The sequence below is a fragment of the Polynucleobacter corsicus genome (assembly GCF_018688255.1).
Taxonomy (GTDB): domain Bacteria; phylum Pseudomonadota; class Gammaproteobacteria; order Burkholderiales; family Burkholderiaceae; genus Polynucleobacter; species Polynucleobacter corsicus.
This window is the reverse complement of sequence record NZ_CP061314.1, coordinates 814,095-831,147: the sequence shown is the minus strand read 5'-3', so window position 1 is coordinate 831,147 and position 17,053 is coordinate 814,095. Positions and strand designations below refer to the sequence as shown.

Sequence of the window (17,053 nt, the reverse complement as noted above, 5' to 3'; positions counted from 1 at the left end):
ACCACCCATGTTTAGAAGCCTTGTGAGAGAATAATCCCGTTCTAGGACAGCAAAGCTGACTCCCTACCTAACCGATATAAAACAAAGAAAAATACCGAGACTGTGTCAAAAATTGAATTAGCCCTTGATAAAGCGATCGCTTCGTTGCCAAAGCTCAAAAACTGGGTGCTGGGCCGCCTCTGTGCACTGTGGAAAAAAACTTCTCCATACCTACAACTAGATAAGCTCAAAAAATTAGACTTCACAACCGTTAAAGCATTTACCCTGAAATACAAATGGCGCATTTTGCTTGTGCTGATCATTTTGTATGCTGGGTCTAAAACCTACGACTATTTTTTTCCTGCAGGAAAAAAGGCGGGAGGTCCTCAAGTCATTACTAGCGTAGTAGCAGAGAAAAAAGATGTACCTCTCATTATTGAAGCTACCGGTACGATCATCTCCAATAGCATCGTCGATATTCGCCCAATGATTACGAATACAGTGAAAACCATTCACGTGAAGGATGGGCAAGAAGTCAAAGAAGGTGAACTCCTCTTTACCCTTGATGATCGCAACGACCGCGCTAACTATGAGAAGTTAAAGGCATTAGCGGATGACGCGCAAAAACAATATTTACGCGCTAAGGAGCTGGTAGAAAAAAACTTTATCTCCAAGGCTGGTCTAGAAACCTCCCTTGCCAATGCAAAGTCTGCTCAGGCAGCCGCTAGGTCTGCCGAGGTACAACTCTCCTTTGACTCAATTCGCTCACCGATTAACGGAAGAGCAGGCATCATCAACGTCTTCCCCGGCTCCCTAGTGCAAGCAAGTAATGTCGTAACAACTTCAACAAACTCTACTGCTACCTCAAGCGTAGGTTCGATGGTCACAATCACACAACTTAACCCGATTAATGTTCAGTTTGTCATTCCGGAAAAAGATATTCCCATCATCCTAGAAAATAAAAAAGATGATGCGCCTTTAAAAGTAAAAGTGACTATTGGTGATACCGGAAAAAATACTTATGAAGGTCAAGTTCTGGTGATCGATAACCAAGTTGACCCCTTGATTGCCGCAGTTCGTGTTAAGGCACAAATTCCGAACGATAAGTTGGAAATACTTCCCGGGCAATTTGCACGCGTTTCGCTCAATGCCAGCAACTTAAAAGACGTGATTGCCGTTCCTACTCAAGCCATTGTCATCGGCCCTACTGGGCGTCTAGTATATGTAGTTGATAAGGATGATAAAGTCACCGCAAAGCCGGTGAAAGTACCCTATGAGTACATGGGCACCTCAGTCATTACTGGAATTAATTCTGGCGATCGCATTGTGGTTGAGGGCAAGCAGAATTTACGCACCGGCAGTAAAGTGCGTGAGGCAAAAGCTGCTAAATCAGAGAAGTCCCCCGCTGATAAAACTACTACTGCTGAGCCAAAATGACGCTTTCCGAGCTATGCATTAGACGTCCCGTAATGACGATATTGCTGTCAATTGCAACTGTCATTGCTGGAACTGTTGCCTATACTAAGATTCCAGTAGCCGCTCTTCCTAGTTTCAATACGCCAGTGATTTCTGTATCAGCCAGCTTACCTGGTGCATCACCTGAAATTATGGCCTCGGCTGTTGCACTGCCACTTGAAAAAGAATTTTCAACGATTGATGGCATCAAAGTCATCAGCTCCACCAACTCACTTGGTTCTACAAGTGTCACCCTTGAATTTACAAGCGATCGCGATATTGATAAAGCGGCCGTAGATGTTCAGGCAGCCCTCTTACGGGCCCAACGCCGTTTGCCAATTGAAATGACGGTACCGCCTTCGTATCGAAAGATTAATCCTGCCGATACACCCGTATTAATTGTGCGCATGAGCTCCCCGTCAATCAGCCTCTCTGAAATGAATGCTTATGCAGAGAATCTATTGTCTCCAAACTTATCCACTATTTCTGGGGTTTCACAAGTAGCAGTTTATGGAGCAAAGCGTTATGCAGTCAGAGTAAGCGTGAAACCAGATGCTTTGGGAAATCGCAATATCACCATGGATGAGGTGGCAGCTGCAGTCAACAAAGCTAATACTAATAGCCCGATTGGAACCCTTGATGGCCCCCGCCAGCTGATCACCATTTATGCTAATCCACAACTAGTATCAGCTGAAGAATTTGGCAACCTGATCGTTGCCCAGCGTAATGGATATCCAGTCTATCTCAAAGATGTTGCTGATGTACAAGAGAGCTTTGAGGACGTCAAGACCTTTGCGTCGGCAAAAGGTGAGCGCTCAATAGCGATTGCTGTACTTCGCCAACCAAATGCTAATACGGTTGAAGTTGTTGACTCCATTAAAAAACTGTTACCTTCTCTACAAGCGCAAATGCCAGAGTCTATTCAGTTAACACTGATCAATGACCGATCGCTTTCGATTATTGAGTCGATTCATGATGTGAATCTCACCCTGCTTCTCACTATCGCACTCGTTGTCTTGGTAATCTTCCTATTTCTAAAGCATTTGTCTGCAACAGTTATTCCATCCATTAGCTTACCGATTTCTCTGATCGGTGCATTCTTTGTTTTCTACTTTTTAGGCTACAGCCTGAATAACATTTCCTTGCTGGGCATTACCCTTGCTGTTGGCTTAGTGGTAGATGATGCAATCGTAGTATTAGAAAACATCATGCGGTATGTTGAAGAAGGTATGGATCCCTTAAAAGCTGCTTTAAAAGGCAGTAAAGAGGTTGGCTTCACGATCATCTCAATCTCCTTGTCTCTGGTTGCAGTATTTATTCCGCTATTTTTCATGGCCGGCCCAATTGGTCTTCTCTTTAGAGAATTTGCCGTTGTAGTGACGCTATCAATCCTAGTATCGGCCGTTGTCTCATTAACGGTAGTACCAATGTTATGCAGCCGCTTTTTGCCTAAACCTGGTAAGCATCCAAAAGAATATGAAATCACAAAGCAGTTCGATCGCGCATATGAGTGGACTTTAAAAAAGTATGTCCACTTTTTAGATTTAGCCTTAGCCAATAGAAGAAGAGTGTTATTTGGGGCATTGGCCAGCTTTGTCATCACGATTGCTCTCTTTGTCTACAGTCCAAAAGGATTCTTTCCGGAAGAGGACATTGGCCAGTTACGCGTGACTGTTGAAGCATCTGAAGACACTTCCTTTAGCACAATGATGGCTTTGCAAGATCAGGCTGCGAAAGTGGTTGATAGCGATCCCAATGTGGCAACCTCAATCTCTATTCTTGGCGGTGGTCAAAGTTCAGGTCGCAATACCGGAAGATTCTTCATCATTCTGAAGCCCAAGGATGAACGCCAAAAAATGAGCAAGGTCATGGAGGGTCTTAGATCTAAGTTTAAAGAAATTCCTGGTATTCAGGTCTACATGAGCCCAGTACAAAATTTACAGCTAGGTGGTCGAAGCAGTAAAAGTCGCTATCAATTTACCCTGCAAAGCGTTGGCTTTGAAGGCGTCAATGAATGGGCCGAGAAATTATTGCAAAAAATGCGCGCTGATCCCATTTTTAAGGATGTCACTAGCGACTCGCAGTTAAAAGGTTTGAATGTCAAAATTGAAATTGATCGGGAAAAAGCTGCCAGCGCAGGAGTATCCATTGCCGATATTCGTACTGCCCTCTACTCTTCCTTCGGTGAAAGGCAGGTATCCACCATTTATACCCCTGTCAATACCTATTATGTGATCTTGGAAACAGCAGAGAATGATCGTCAATTTGAGACAGACTTAAACAAGGTCTTCGTTCGGGGTAGAGCGACAGATAAATTGATTCCGCTATCCAGTTTGGCGAGCTTTGTCAGAACTGTGGGACCCACTGCAGTAAACCACCAAGGTCAAATTCCAGCGGTAACGATTTCTTTTAACCTCGCTCCAGATGTTTTCTTGGGGGATGCAACAAAAGCAATAGATGGCTTTGTTAAGGCAGTGGATTTACCACCCTCCATCATCACGAGTTATGGTGGTGATGCAGCCGTATTTAAAGACAATCAATCGGGTCAGGTCATTTTGCTGTTGGCTGCACTAGGCGTTATTTATATCTTGCTTGGCGTTCTGTACGAGAGCTATATCCACCCTCTCACCATTTTGGCTGGCCTGCCCTCTGCAGCGATTGGTGCAATTTTGTCCTTGCGCATCTTCGGATTTGAGCTCACCGTTGTTGCTTCGATCGGCATCTTGCTGCTCATTGGTATTGTGAAGAAAAATGCAATTTTGATGATTGACTTTGCACTAGATGCGCAGCGTAATCAAGGTATGACTCCCGAAAAAGCGATTCGTGAAGCCTGTATCTTGCGCTTTCGTCCCATCATGATGACTACTGTTGCAGCGCTCATGGGCGCCTTACCTATCGCGCTTGGCCTTGGTGCCGGAGCGGAGCTGCGCCAACCATTAGGAATCAGCGTAGCAGGCGGCTTAATCTTCTCGCAATTTGTTACGCTCATTATTACCCCCGTAATCTATCTGTATCTAGATAAGTACGCGGGTAACGGGCCCCTTGAAATACCTCCATCTGTCTTAGAGGGCACCTGATGCGTCAAGTTATTCTCGATACCGAAACAACTGGCTTAAATCCCGCTACAGGCGATCGCATTATTGAAATTGGTTGCGTTGAGATGGTGGGCCGTCGCTTAACTGATCGCACCTTCCATTACTACATTAATCCTGAACGCGATATCGATGCTGGCGCTTTTGCAGTTCATGGACTCTCTCGTGAGTTCCTGTCCGACAAACCCGTGTTCTCCAATATTGTGGAAGAGTTGATTGAGTTTGTTGATGGCGCTGAAGTAGTTATTCATAATGCGGCGTTTGACTTAGGCTTCCTCGATAACGAATTTGCTTTGCTCAAGCGCCCAGCTTTTAGGGGTCTTGCCTCCAAAATTACCGACACCCTACTTGATGCTCGCCAAATGTTTCCGGGCAAGCGTAACTCGCTTGATGCCCTCTGCGAACGCTTTGCGATTAGCAATCAACATCGAACTTTGCACGGCGCTTTATTGGATGCCCAATTACTGGCTGAAGTCTATGTAGCCATGACGCGTGGGCAAGAAGACTTGTCGATTGATCTGATTGATTACACCGTTGGTACTGATGCCTCAGGACAAGCCAAAGCTTTGCCCACCAATCTCAAAATCATGGCGGCAAGCGAGGAAGATTGCCAGCTTCATGAAAAGATCTTGGCTGAAATAGCCAAGGCAAGCAAGAAGGATCCTGTTTGGAGCCCTTCTGCTCTCGCTAGCTAATCAATATTTTGATTAGCTGATAGCGCGGCGGATTTCATCCTTCTTAGGTTTAGATCCTGTAACTGCTTCTGTATCGTGCTCAGTCGTATTTTCGATCGTCTCGATCAGCGCTTCTTGCATTCGGATATTGTCTTTAGGGCAAATGGGGGCGCCATAAGTAGCCCACTTCTTTAATAGTGTTACCTCGTATCCACACTGGCTACATTTGGCTTTATTGCGACTCGCATTGCTCGGTCTTGGGGGCGGGAAAACAATTGCCTGATGTGGATATGGCCCAAGCTCTTGGCTGATCATCATGAGGCGCACCATCAACTCTTCGGTTGCGTGAGCCATTCTGGCGGGACCTTCTAAACCTACAGTCTGAGCAATGCCTTTGAAGTCCTCGCCATGACCGCTAAAGCAATCATCCACGGCATGGCATAGCTCATGTACCAAAGTGTCTAATAACTGAACGGGATCATCTAACTTTGGTGAAATAAAGATTTCGTTAACTCCCCCACCAGAGCGCTCACGAGGCCAGCATTGTCCCAAGGTTGTTCTGGGACTACTAGAGGCTGGGAAGCCACAAGACACTCTCACTGGGGGTATGGCATATCCCGCCTTTGAGAATACCGGCTCCAAATGTCTTACAGCATCTTCTAACCAAGATTCTCTTACGGAGTGTTGCTTCATTTGTCGATCACTTAATCAAGCTTGATATTGGCGGATTTGATTGCCTTATCCCAATAAGGCAATTCTTTTTTCAGTAAGGCATCCATCTGTGGAGGCGTTAAGTAACGCAACTCAACACCAGCTGCCTCTGAACGTTCTTTCACTTCAGGCAGGGTGAGGCTTTTCTTAACAGACTCGGTCAGCTTAGTAATGACTGGTGCTGGCGTGCCCGCTGGCGCATATAAAGCTACCCAAGATTCCAATTGAAATGTAGGCAAGCCTGCTTCGGCAGTCGTAGGCACATTGGGCATACCAGGGTGACGACTTTTACCCGTCACAGCCAAGCCTTTCAGCTTTCCACTTTGTACGTGTTGCATCACCGAAGGGGGTGTCGTAATAAATACTTGCACCTGACCTGCCAATACGTCCTGAATTGCTGGACCAGAACCCTTGTACGGTACGTGAACGATATCTACACCCGTATTTTGCTTAAAGATTTCAGTACCAATATGAGACACCGAACCATTACCCTGCGAGGCGTAATTGAGCTTTCCAGGATTGGTTTTAGCGTAGGCAATCAATTCTTTTAGATTATTTACAGGCACTGAAGGATGCACTGCAATCACATTGGTAGAAACTGTCAGGAGTCCAACTGGAGAAAAATCCTTAATTGGGTCCCAAGGTAATTTGTCCATCAAGGAAGGGTTGCCAACGTGATATCCAGAATAAGAAATCAGCAAGGTATATCCATCGGGCTTGGCCTTAGCAACATATTGATAGGCCGTATTTCCGCTAGCGCCTGGCTTGTTATCCACAATCACGGGCTGACCAATCACCCGAGTTAGAGGCTCACTCAATAAACGCGCCGAAGTATCTACCAAGCCTCCGGGCGGGTTCGGAACAACCAGGGTAATGAGTCGATCTGGAAATGATTGGGCATGAACCAAGTGGGAGCCCAATGTAATACTGATGATGGCTAAAGAACGGTAAATGAGTTTGATTGATTTCATATTGATCTCCAAAAGCTGAGTTTCATTTATTGTTTGGCAAGAATTATCTCTGCCCTACTTTGACATCACCAAAAATGGCCTGGGCTTCACGCGGTAAGCAGCGCCAGTAACGCTCATTTGAAGGCACGATGCCACCTAAGGCTGCGGCAGCCTCCCAAGCCCAACGGGGTTTATATAAAAATGCGCGTGCCAGAGCAATTAAATCCGCATCGCCTTTTTGCAAAATATCTTCAGCTTGTTTAGGGTCGGTAATCAAGCCCACTGTCATCGTCGGAATGCCAGACTTGTCTTTCACAATCTTGGCAAATGGCACTTGGTAATTGGGTCCAATCGCAATCTTTTGCAATGGAGAAATTCCCCCTGATGAAATATGAACGAAGTCACATCCCAAGGGCTTCAGTCGAGCAGCAAAATCAGCCGTCTCTTCAGGCGTCCAGCCACCCTCAATCCAGTCACTTGCAGAAATGCGAATACCTAAGACACCTTGATAGGCTTTTCGTACCGCCGCAAATAATTCCAATGGAAAGCGAATGCGGTTCTCATAAGAGCCACCATATTCATCTGTGCGTTGATTGGCGATGGGCGACAAAAACTGGTGCAAGAGATAGCCATGGGCACCATGCAACTCAACGCCATCGATCCCAATCCGTTCAGCTCGCTGCGCCGCAATAACAAATGCCGTGATGAGCTCGGTCAACTCTGTTTTTGAGAGCTCATGTGGCAAACGCTCATCCTTGAGCTGGGGAATGGCTGAAGGAGCAACCATATCCCAGCCGCCCTGCTCTTTAGAGAGTAATTGACCGCCAGCCCAAGGGCTAGCACTGGAGGCTTTACGACCAGCATGCGCCAGCTGAATAAATACAGGAGTGGCTGGAGCTAAACTCCGGGCCCTCGTGAGCTTGTCTTTCAGGGCCGCTTCTGTGCGGTCATCCCACAGGCCCAGGCATACAGGGGTAATGCGACCCTCAGGGGTCACACCGGTGGCTTCGATGATAAAGAGCCCTGCACCACTATTTAGGAGATTACCCCAGTGCATGAGATGCCAATCCTGGGCCTCTCCATTGACTGCAGAGTATTGGCACATGGGCGCCACAACCACCCGGTTTGATAGGGTTAGAGGCCCTTTAGGGGAGCTTAGAACGTAACTGGAGAATAAAAGACTCATTTGCATACCTTTAGGGCCAAAAAAGCGTAAAACTAGCTAAAGCGATAAAATAGATTCAGTAGAATAAACGAGACCACAGAGTTGTGCGGAATCTAGCCCAAGCATCTTTATTGAACCCAAAACCAGACAATAGAATATTAAGTAAATCACTATGAGCGCACCCCAAGCTTTTACATCAAAAGAAGATATTGGCCATTTCGTTGGCGGTAAAGTCGTCAATCCTAAAGATGGTCGTTTTGCCGATGTGTTTAACCCCTCTACAGGCGCTGTTGCAAGACGCGTAGCCCTAGCTAGCCGCAAAGAGGTTGATGAGGTTGTAGCAAATGCACAGGCAGCATTCAAGACCTGGAGCCAGACCTCCCCATTGCGCCGTGCGCGCATTATGTTTAAGTATCTCGAGTTACTCAATGCGAACCGTGATGAGTTGGCCGCCATTATTACCGCTGAACACGGCAAAGTATTTACCGACGCCCAGGGCGAAGTGACTCGCGGTATCGAGATTGTTGAATTCTCTACTGGTATTCCAGAACTGCTCAAGGGTGATTACACCGAGCAAGTGTCGACTGATATTGATAACTGGGTCATGCGCCAGCCTTTAGGTGTGGTTGCTGGCGTGACACCATTTAACTTCCCCGTCATGGTACCAATGTGGATGTTCCCAGTGGCGATTGCCTGTGGCAACACCTTCATTCTGAAGCCCAGCCCAACCGATCCATCCGCTTCATTGTTCATGGCGAAGTTACTGACACAGGCTGGTTTGCCTGATGGTGTATTTAACGTAGTGCAAGGCGATAAAGAAGCGGTAGATGCCTTGATTGAGAATCCCGATGTGAAGGCAGTGAGCTTTGTAGGCTCTACCCCGATTGCCAACTACATCTATGAGCGTTGCGCGCACTTTGGCAAGCGCTCCCAGGCTTTAGGTGGCGCTAAGAATCACATGGTAGTGATGCCTGATGCAGATATCGATAAGACAATTGACGCTTTGATTGGTGCAGCCTATGGCTCTGCTGGTGAGCGCTGCATGGCAATCTCAGTGGCGGTTTTGGTGGGTGATGTTGCCGAGAAAATCATGCCAAAACTCATCGAGCGTACCAAGACCCTGAAGGTGAAGAACGGTATGGAGCTCGATGCTGAAATGGGCCCTATTGTTACTAAAGCTGCCTTAGAGCGCATTACTGGTTACATCGATAGCGGCGTTGCCTCCGGTGCAAAGTTACTAGTAGATGGTCGTGGTTTGAAAGTGCCAGGGCATGAGAATGGCTTCTTTATCGGCGGCACACTGTTTGATAACGTTACCTCCGAGATGAAGATCTATCTAGAAGAAATCTTCGGACCAGTACTCTCTTGCATGCGTGTAGCGAACTTTACCGAAGCGCTCAATTTAGTGAACTCCTGTGAGTTTGGTAATGGCGTAGCCTGCTTTACAAGCGACGGTAATATTGCTCGTGAATTTGCTCGCCGCGTACAAGTGGGCATGGTTGGTATTAACGTACCTATTCCAGTTCCAATGGCTTGGCATGGTTTTGGTGGTTGGAAGAAATCCCTCTTTGGCGATATGCATGCCTACGGCAAAGAAGGCGTTCGCTTCTATACCAAGCAAAAGAGCGTGATGCAGCGCTGGCCTGAGAGTATTGCCAAGGGTGCAGAGTTTGTGATGCCGACTTCGAAATAACTGTTAATCTGCAGATAATAATAGCGACCCTCGGGTCGCTATTTTTTCATCATTCATTCTTGATTCAGTGGTGAAGCTAAGCAGGAATAAAGTAACGCCTCTCAATGGCGCGAGCGAATAATACAATCACTGACACCAGAGCCAGATAAACTAAAGCGGCCAAAAAATAGGCTTTGAAGAATTGGAAGTTGGTCGCAGCCAACTCCTGTACCCGAGCAAAGAATTCGGTGTACTGAATCAAGAAAGCAACTGAACTATCTTTGAGATTGGCAATTACTTGATTGGTAAGTGCCGGAATAGAAAGGCGAATCACCTGCGGCAAGGTAATCAAGCGAAAGATCTGCAGTGGGCTGAAGCCCTGTGCACTAGCTGCTTCCAACTGACTTTTATCCAAACCATTGAAGGCGGTCTTTAGATATGCCGCGTTGTAAGCTGCTACGTTGAATGTAAAGCCAATGAAAGCGACTGTGAATGGAGAAAGTCGAACGCCCCACTGTGGCAAGCCGTAATACATCAGGAACAATAAAACAATCAAGGGCATGCCGATAAAAAAGGAGATATAAGAATTAATGGCACTACGTACATATTGATTTTTACTCAGCGTGAGATAAAACACGACGATGCCCAAAAGCAATCCTGAAACGCTAATCAAGCCGGCCAATTGCAAGGTCCTCACTAGCCCCGTCAAAATCAAGGGCATCTGCTCCGTGAGATCCCGTATAAAAGATGGCCATCCTCCCATTAGCGCTTTTCCTCTGCGCCAAAGAAGGCTTTGATATCTGGATCGGAATGTTTGCTCAATACATCGATTCGATCATCAGCCCGAATGACGCCGCGATCCAAAAACATCACGGTATCTGCAATATTGCGTGCCAAGTTCAGGTCATGGGTCACGCAGATCATCGTGATCCCTTCACTATGCAAGCGATTGATCAGATCAGCAACATCTCTAGACATGACAGGATCGAGTGCTGAGGTAGGCTCATCGAGCACTAAGACTGCCGGATCCATGGCGAGTGCACGGGCAATAGCCACCCGCTGCTTCTGTCCGCCAGAAAGCTGCGAGGGATATTTATCTTGATGGGGTGTCATTTCAAAATGGGATAGTTCGAATAACGCTTTTTCTTTTGCCTCTGCTTTACCCATCTTATGTAACTTGCGTAGGCCTAGTGATACGTTATCCAATACGGTCAGATGACTGTACAAAGCGAACTGCTGAAATACAAAACCAATTTGCTTACGCAATTCCCGCACATCGACATTAGGACCCAATACTTCCTTGCCTCTGAAAATAATTGAACCTGAGGTGGGCTCAACCAAGCGATTCAGGCAACGCAATAAAGTAGATTTTCCAGAGCCAGAAGCGCCCATCAAGACCCGCACATCGCCCTCTTTTAAATCGAGGTTAATGTTGGATAAGACAGTTTGCCCATCAAACTCTTTTACCAAATCGCTCACTTGAATTAATGCCAAAGGATTACCTCTTTAAATAATGTGGTGCTAGTGCTCATACTGTTGCTCATGCTGGAGCCATCCCTGGAATTTGGAAACGCTTACTCAGAAGTTGAACGCCGATTAAGCAAATTCGGTAAATCACGAAATATAAAATGCCCACAGCTAAATAGACCTCTATGCCACGGAGTGTGGTTGAAGTGAGTGTCATAGCTTGCTTGGTAATCTCCGGAATCCCCACTGTATAGGCAAATGGAGAATATTTCAGTACTGAGGTGAACTCGTTAACCATACCCGGGACTGAAAATCGCAACATCTGGGGTAACTCAATAAATCGCAGTACCTGAGTACGAGTCATTCCCATGGCTTGGGCTGCAATCACTTCAGCAGGATCTACTGAGTTAAATGCCCCCCGAAATACCTCGGCTAAATAAGCGGATGCTACTAGGCCTAAACTAAGCGCCATTGCCATTAACGGTGGAACCTTAAAGCCGATACCTGGTAGGCCAAAGTAGACCATAAACAATAGGACTAAAACTGGCACGCCCCTAAAGACATAGGTATAGCAATCAATGAGAGGGGTAAGCCAGCGGATATCGAGACGACGAAGACTCGCAACGGTTAAGCCAACGACCAAGCCAGTGAGAGAGCAAACGAAAGTGACTAAAACCGTATAAGAAATGCCCTGCGCTAACTGGGCAAGAATATCCAGAAAGGTCACAGGGCAGGCTTTCGACTACGGATTAGGGTATTAATAAATAAAGCTTATTTCATCCACTTATCTAAAATGGCTTTGATTTTTTCTGGGCCAAGTTCATTAAGGTACTTATCAAAGTCATCGCGCAACTTAGAGCCCTTAGCAAAAGCAAAGCCTAGCTTATCAAAGCCCTTAAATACATAGCTACTCTGAATCGGCAACTGCAATTTATTTTCGTAATTCAGAAAGACTGGTTCCTCAATAAAGGCCAGATCTAAATTACCATTCTGTAGATCGGTAATCACTTCTGCATAGGAGGGATAGAGCTTGACCTTACTTAATGAATAGTAGCCCTTGGGCTCTAGCTCATTTTTAATCAGGTCATCGTAAGCCATACCACGAGGATAGCCAATGGAGTATTTCTTAAGCTGGTTCAAATCAGTGATCTGAATATTTTTATTCTTCATGCTAACTAAATGCCAGGCATTGTCATAGTAAGGCTGAGAGAAATCCATCACCTCTTTACGCTTGTCAGTAATAGAAATTCCTGAGAAAGCTACATCAGCCTGACCGCTAGAGACGGCGCCCAACATTCCTGCCCAATCATATGGGGTGACTTTTAAAGTGCAGCCGCGTGACTGACAGTAGCCCAGGAAAATATCCATATCAACACCAACGATCTGCCCTTTGTCATCAAATAACATAGGGGGAGATGCAGGAGAAACGGCCACCTTAATTTCTTTAGTATCAGAGGACTTGGAGCAAGCCACAATCGTGAGCGCTAGAACAGCTGCAAACAATGCTAAAAAAAAGCGTTTCATGGGGTAATTCTCCTATCCTAATGAATGGTAGTGTCCAGAACCTGGGCACACATTAAGTATAGGGGAATTAGGAGGGTACTGGCTACTGCAGAGTGTTTTTGAAAGCAGGCATCATCGGCATTGCCATGACCTCAATTCCCTCATCACGCAAAGCCTCAGCTTCATCTAGAGTGGTTTGACCGCGGATACTGCGCTCGGGTGACTCTTTGTAATGAATCTTTCTCGCCTCTTCTGCAAAAGAGTTTCCTACATCTTCGGATTTACCCATTAAATCACGCATGCCCTTTAAAAAGGCTGCCTGTACCTGTGCCTCTAACTGGGAATGGTCGCTTCCAGTCAAAGCAACAACATCACCACTTAATGAGCCACTGACACCAGTAGAATCTGTTGCGGCTGAACTAGCGACAGTCAGTTCAGTTGAAGTCGGGATATCTTTATTAGATCCTGATTTGGCAATATGGGGAGCCGATGGCATACGAGTGATCTCAGTGCTATCGCAAATAGGGCACGCCAGCATTCCCTTATCTTGCTGAGCAAGGCAATCCTCTTCAGAGGCAAACCATCCCTCAAAGCGATGAGACAGTGGGCAAGCGAGGTTATAAACTTTCATAAGACTTATATAGGGGCAAAAATACTAAATTCAATAGCCTTATTTTAAAGGATAGTTAAATTACCCCGAAATTGGCTCAGGGCTTACTAAACCACGACGATAGCGATCCAGCCAATAGGTCGCAATGGTCGTTTTCACGTCGGTAATCTCACCCTGCTCCACCCACTCCAATAATTGCTCTAGAGGGGCGGCAAAGACATCCAAAAACTCTTCATCGTCTAAGTGGCTTTTGCCGGAGACTAAATCTTCAGCAAGATAGATATCAATAAACTCCGTCGAGTAAGAGATCACCGGATGAATACGGCGTATAAAACTCCATTTACTTGCAGAGTAGCCTGTCTCTTCCTCAAGCTCTCGCTTGGCACAAAGCAATCGATCTTCACCAATTTCCAGCTTGCCCGCAGGAATCTCAATACAGGCCTTGGCAATGGGGTAGCGATATTGGCGCTCCATCAATACCCTGCCATCATCTAAGATCGCCAAAATAGCGACTGCGCCAGGGTGCGTCAGATATTCACGTACGGCCTGATTACCATCTGGCAGACTCACTTGATCGCGCTTCATATTCAAAAAGATGCCGCCATAAATATCCTCACCAGACAAGCGCTCTTCCCTCAAATGGGCATCACCGATTGGCAGGTCTTTAAATGATTTTTCAGTCATGGTGCGTTTTTCATTATTTGAACATCCATCATACAAAATCCAGGTGACATCAAAGAAAAAGGCTCCCATGAGGAGCCTAAATCACTAGCTAGATGGTGATTTCGACTATGAGCCTAATAAGGTACGGCGCATGGCATTCAAGCAAACAGCCATTAGCCCAGCTGGGAAGATCCCTAAAGCCAGAACAAAGATCGCATTCAGACTCAGCAGTCCACGAGCAAAGCCAGATCCAGAAATCTCAGCAGCATACTCTTCTTTTGGCTCATCAAAGTACATCACCTTAACCACTCGCAGGTAGTAGAAGGCGCCGATCAAAGAAGCCATTACGGCAATAATTGCTAAGAAGGTATGCTCACCATCAACCAGCGCTTCAAGTACGCCAAGCTTGGCCGCAAAGCCCACTGTTGGCGGAATACCGGCCAAGGAGAACATCATAACCAAGCCAATGAATGCAAACCAGGGATGGCGCTTATTTAAACCCTTGAGGTCATCAATAGTTTCGCAATCATGACCCTTGCGTGACAACATCATCAAGAGGCCAAAGCTGCCTAGCGTAGTTAATACATAGGCAATGGCATAGAACATCGATGCACTAAATGCATGATCATCAAATACGGATAACATGCCCAGCAACACAAAACCCATTTGCGCAATCGCAGAATAAGCCAGCATTCGCTTGATATTGGTTTGCGCAATAGCAGTGACGTTTCCTACCACTAAAGATAAAACGGCAAGGATCACCAGCATGGGCTGCCAATCACCCATCAGCGGCAACAATGTATTTACCAAAAGTCTGAATAGTAGAGCAAAAGCAGCCAACTTAGGTGCAGCTGCAATCATTAAAGTCACTGCCGTTGGAGCGCCTTGGTATACATCAGGCACCCACATATGAAACGGCACAACCCCTAACTTAAAAGCTAAGCCAGAAACAATAAATACTAAGCCGAAGGCCATCACTAAATGATTCACACGAGGATCAGCAACAGTACGGAAGATTTCAATCAGATCAAGTGAGCCAGTTACGCCATACAGCATAGACATACCGTAGAGCAAGAAACCAGACGCCAAAGCGCCCAATATGAAGTATTTGATACCGGCTTCAACACTCTTCTCGCTGCTGTGACGCATCGCAACCAATGCATAGGTTGGCAAAGCCATCAACTCCAAACCTAAATAGAGCGTGAGCAGGTTTGCACCAGAGATTAATACGCACTGACCCAATAGGGCTAGCAAAACCAAGACGATGAAGTCAGGACGGAACAATGCACGATCAGTCAGATACTGCTTTGAATACACCAAGCTCACCAATACAGCGCCGCATGAACAAGCCTTTAATAGGTTTGAGATGGGGTCTGACTGAAATAAGCCATTCATGGCCACGATGGATACATCGCCCATACGACCTACAAATGCAAAGATCAAATAGACCAACAAGATGATGGTGAAAAAGTAAACAAAACCAACACCACGTGGTGTGTGGAATATATCCTGCTCTACTCCAGGAGTAGCTGGCTGACGCTCAGGTACATAAACACTCGCCACCAGCAAAAAGCAGGTGACTACCAGTAAAACGAGTTCCGGCAGGACGGCGTATAGGTCGAATGCTTGCATTAGCTTTTACTCAGAGTTTGCTGACAGCGACATGCTGTAGCAGATTAATCACGGCTGGATGAATGATGTCAGTAAACGGTTTTGGATAAACACCCATACCGATCACACAGATGGAAAGCGCCGCCATCATGAAATACTCGCGTGCATTGAGGTCTTTTAATTCCTCAACATGCTTATTAGTAATCGCACCGAAGAATACGCGCTTGACCATCCACAAGGAATAAGCAGCGCTCAGAATTAAAGCAGTCGCGGCTAAGATACCAATCACAAAGTCATAGTCCACGGCAGCCAGAATCACCATGAACTCACCCACGAATCCAGAGGTAGCAGGTAGACCACAGTTCGCCATAGCCATCAACACTGCAAACGCTGTGAAAGCAGGCATACGGTGCACAACTCCGCCGTAATCTGCAATTTGGCGGGTATGCATGCGGTCGTACAACACACCAATCGAAAGGAACATGGCGCCAGCAACAAAGCCATGAGAGATCATCTGCACAATACCGCCCTCAATACCTAGCGGACTGAAGAGGAAGAAGCCAAGAGTCACAAAACCCATGTGCGCTACTGACGAGTAGGCCACCAGCTTTTTCATATCTTTCTGAACCAGCGCTACTGCACCTACGTAGATCACAGCCACTAAGGATAAGAAGATGATGAATGGTCCGAGATACTGACTTGCGTCTGGAGCAATTGGTAATGAGAAACGCAAGAAGCCATAAGCTCCGAGTTTCAACATGATCGCAGCCAACACTACAGATCCGCCAGTTGGCGCTTCAACGTGAACATCTGGCAACCAGGTATGCAAAGGCCACATCGGCACCTTCACAGCGAATGCCATAAAGAGGGCAAAAAACAAGAGGATTTGCTCAACGATGTCTAGACGTGCGTTATGCCAAGCCAAAATATCAAAGGTATTAGTTGCGTTATACAAGTACAGCATGGCAATCAAAGTTAGCAATGAGCCAAGCAAGGTATACAAGAAGAACTTAAATGCCGCGTAGATACGGTTATGACCGCCCCACACACCGATGATGATATACATCGGGATTAGGGTTGCCTCAAAAAATACATAGAACAATAGAGCATCTAGGGCTGCGAATACGCCGATCATTAATCCAGAAAGGATTAAGAAAGAAGCCATGTATTGCGAAACCTTCTTATCAATCACTTCCCAGGCAGCAATCACCACAAAAATGTTGATGAATGCTGTCAAAACAATAAACCAGGCCGATATGCCATCGATACCTAAGTGGTAGTTAATGTCGTAACGCGGAATCCAACTCATCTTCTCAACAAATTGCATACCTGGATTGGCGATATCGAAATGAATAATTAATGGCAGCGTTGCAATAAAGCCCAATACGGAACCGAAAAGGGCTAACCAGCGAACACCGGCTGTAGGCCTCTCTGAACCGTAGAACAAAATAATGATGCCGAAGAAAATCGGAATCCAGATGGCGTAAGAAAGAATCATGAT

15 protein-coding genes are annotated in these 17,053 nt (G+C 46.2%); 4 read left to right on the top strand and 11 right to left on the bottom strand.

Going from position 1 to position 17,053, the window contains the following annotated elements:
• The first annotated feature begins 102 nt into the window (after positions 1-102).
• The 3 genes from C2747_RS04305 to dnaQ are packed head-to-tail and all read left to right on the top strand — an operon-like array spanning position 103 to position 5,221.
• Entirely contained in the window at positions 103-1,416 is a 1,314-nt protein-coding gene (locus C2747_RS04305; protein WP_215332707.1) for an efflux RND transporter periplasmic adaptor subunit, read from the top strand.
• Positions 1,413-4,511 carry an efflux RND transporter permease subunit gene (locus C2747_RS04300; protein ID WP_215332705.1) on the top strand — a complete coding sequence of 1,033 codons (3,099 nt, stop codon included), beginning with the start codon at positions 1,413-1,415 and terminating at the stop codon, positions 4,509-4,511. Before C2747_RS04305 ends, C2747_RS04300 begins: the two co-directional genes overlap by 4 nt.
• A complete protein-coding gene (gene dnaQ / locus C2747_RS04295; RefSeq protein WP_215332703.1) occupies positions 4,511-5,221 on the top strand; it encodes a DNA polymerase III subunit epsilon in 711 nt (236 codons plus the stop codon). Before C2747_RS04300 ends, dnaQ begins: the two co-directional genes overlap by 1 nt.
• Positions 5,222-5,233: 12 nt before the next feature.
• Here the strand turns inward: dnaQ and C2747_RS04290 are convergent, their stop codons facing one another.
• From C2747_RS04290 to C2747_RS04280, 3 genes are read right to left on the bottom strand one after another with little or no spacing between them, the layout of a single operon-like run.
• The gene (locus tag C2747_RS04290) at positions 5,234-5,893 is read right to left on the bottom strand and encodes a SprT family zinc-dependent metalloprotease (RefSeq protein ID WP_215332701.1); all 660 of its coding nucleotides are present in this window, start codon (positions 5,891-5,893) and stop codon (positions 5,234-5,236) included.
• A gap of 11 nt (positions 5,894-5,904) precedes the next feature.
• Entirely contained in the window at positions 5,905-6,882 is a 978-nt protein-coding gene (locus tag C2747_RS04285; protein WP_215332699.1) for a Bug family tripartite tricarboxylate transporter substrate binding protein, read from the bottom strand.
• A gap of 43 nt (positions 6,883-6,925) precedes the next feature.
• A complete protein-coding gene (locus tag C2747_RS04280) occupies positions 6,926-8,047 on the bottom strand; it encodes an NADH:flavin oxidoreductase/NADH oxidase (RefSeq protein ID WP_215332697.1) in 1,122 nt (373 codons plus the stop codon).
• 151 nt (positions 8,048-8,198) lie between these two features.
• Between C2747_RS04280 and C2747_RS04275 the strand changes: the two genes are divergently transcribed.
• On the top strand, positions 8,199-9,719 hold the full coding sequence (locus C2747_RS04275; RefSeq protein WP_215332695.1) for a CoA-acylating methylmalonate-semialdehyde dehydrogenase: 1,521 nt from the start codon (positions 8,199-8,201) through the stop codon (positions 9,717-9,719).
• A 76-nt stretch (positions 9,720-9,795) separates the two neighbouring features.
• On the opposite strand, the gene C2747_RS04270 is transcribed toward C2747_RS04275, so the two are convergent.
• The 8 genes from C2747_RS04270 to C2747_RS04235 all read right to left on the bottom strand — a co-directional run bounded on the left by C2747_RS04270 (position 9,796) and on the right by C2747_RS04235 (position 17,050).
• Positions 9,796-10,461 carry an amino acid ABC transporter permease gene (locus tag C2747_RS04270; protein ID WP_215332693.1) on the bottom strand — a complete coding sequence of 222 codons (666 nt, stop codon included), beginning with the start codon at positions 10,459-10,461 and terminating at the stop codon, positions 9,796-9,798.
• Complete coding sequence (locus tag C2747_RS04265) at positions 10,461-11,192, bottom strand: amino acid ABC transporter ATP-binding protein (protein WP_215332691.1); 732 nt, start codon at positions 11,190-11,192, stop codon at positions 10,461-10,463. The genes C2747_RS04270 and C2747_RS04265 overlap by 1 nt, the downstream gene beginning before the upstream one ends.
• A 46-nt stretch (positions 11,193-11,238) precedes the next feature.
• Positions 11,239-11,892, bottom strand: coding sequence for an amino acid ABC transporter permease (locus C2747_RS04260; protein WP_215332689.1), 654 nt, complete (start codon positions 11,890-11,892; stop codon positions 11,239-11,241).
• A gap of 44 nt (positions 11,893-11,936) precedes the next feature.
• Positions 11,937-12,689, bottom strand: coding sequence for a transporter substrate-binding domain-containing protein (locus C2747_RS04255; protein ID WP_215332687.1), 753 nt, complete (start codon positions 12,687-12,689; stop codon positions 11,937-11,939).
• Positions 12,690-12,771: 82 nt separating this feature from the next.
• Complete coding sequence (locus tag C2747_RS04250; RefSeq protein ID WP_215332685.1) at positions 12,772-13,299, bottom strand: DUF1178 family protein; 528 nt, start codon at positions 13,297-13,299, stop codon at positions 12,772-12,774.
• 60 nt (positions 13,300-13,359) lie between these two features.
• Positions 13,360-13,962: an NUDIX domain-containing protein gene (locus C2747_RS04245; RefSeq protein ID WP_215333068.1), complete on the bottom strand. Its 603-nt coding sequence runs from the start codon at positions 13,960-13,962 to the stop codon at positions 13,360-13,362.
• A 105-nt stretch (positions 13,963-14,067) separates the two neighbouring features.
• A complete protein-coding gene (gene nuoN / locus C2747_RS04240; RefSeq protein ID WP_215332683.1) occupies positions 14,068-15,573 on the bottom strand; it encodes an NADH-quinone oxidoreductase subunit NuoN in 1,506 nt (501 codons plus the stop codon).
• Positions 15,574-15,583: 10 nt separating this feature from the next.
• Positions 15,584-17,050: an NADH-quinone oxidoreductase subunit M gene (locus C2747_RS04235; protein ID WP_215332681.1), complete on the bottom strand. Its 1,467-nt coding sequence runs from the start codon at positions 17,048-17,050 to the stop codon at positions 15,584-15,586.
• Between the last annotated feature and the right edge of the window lie 3 nt (positions 17,051-17,053).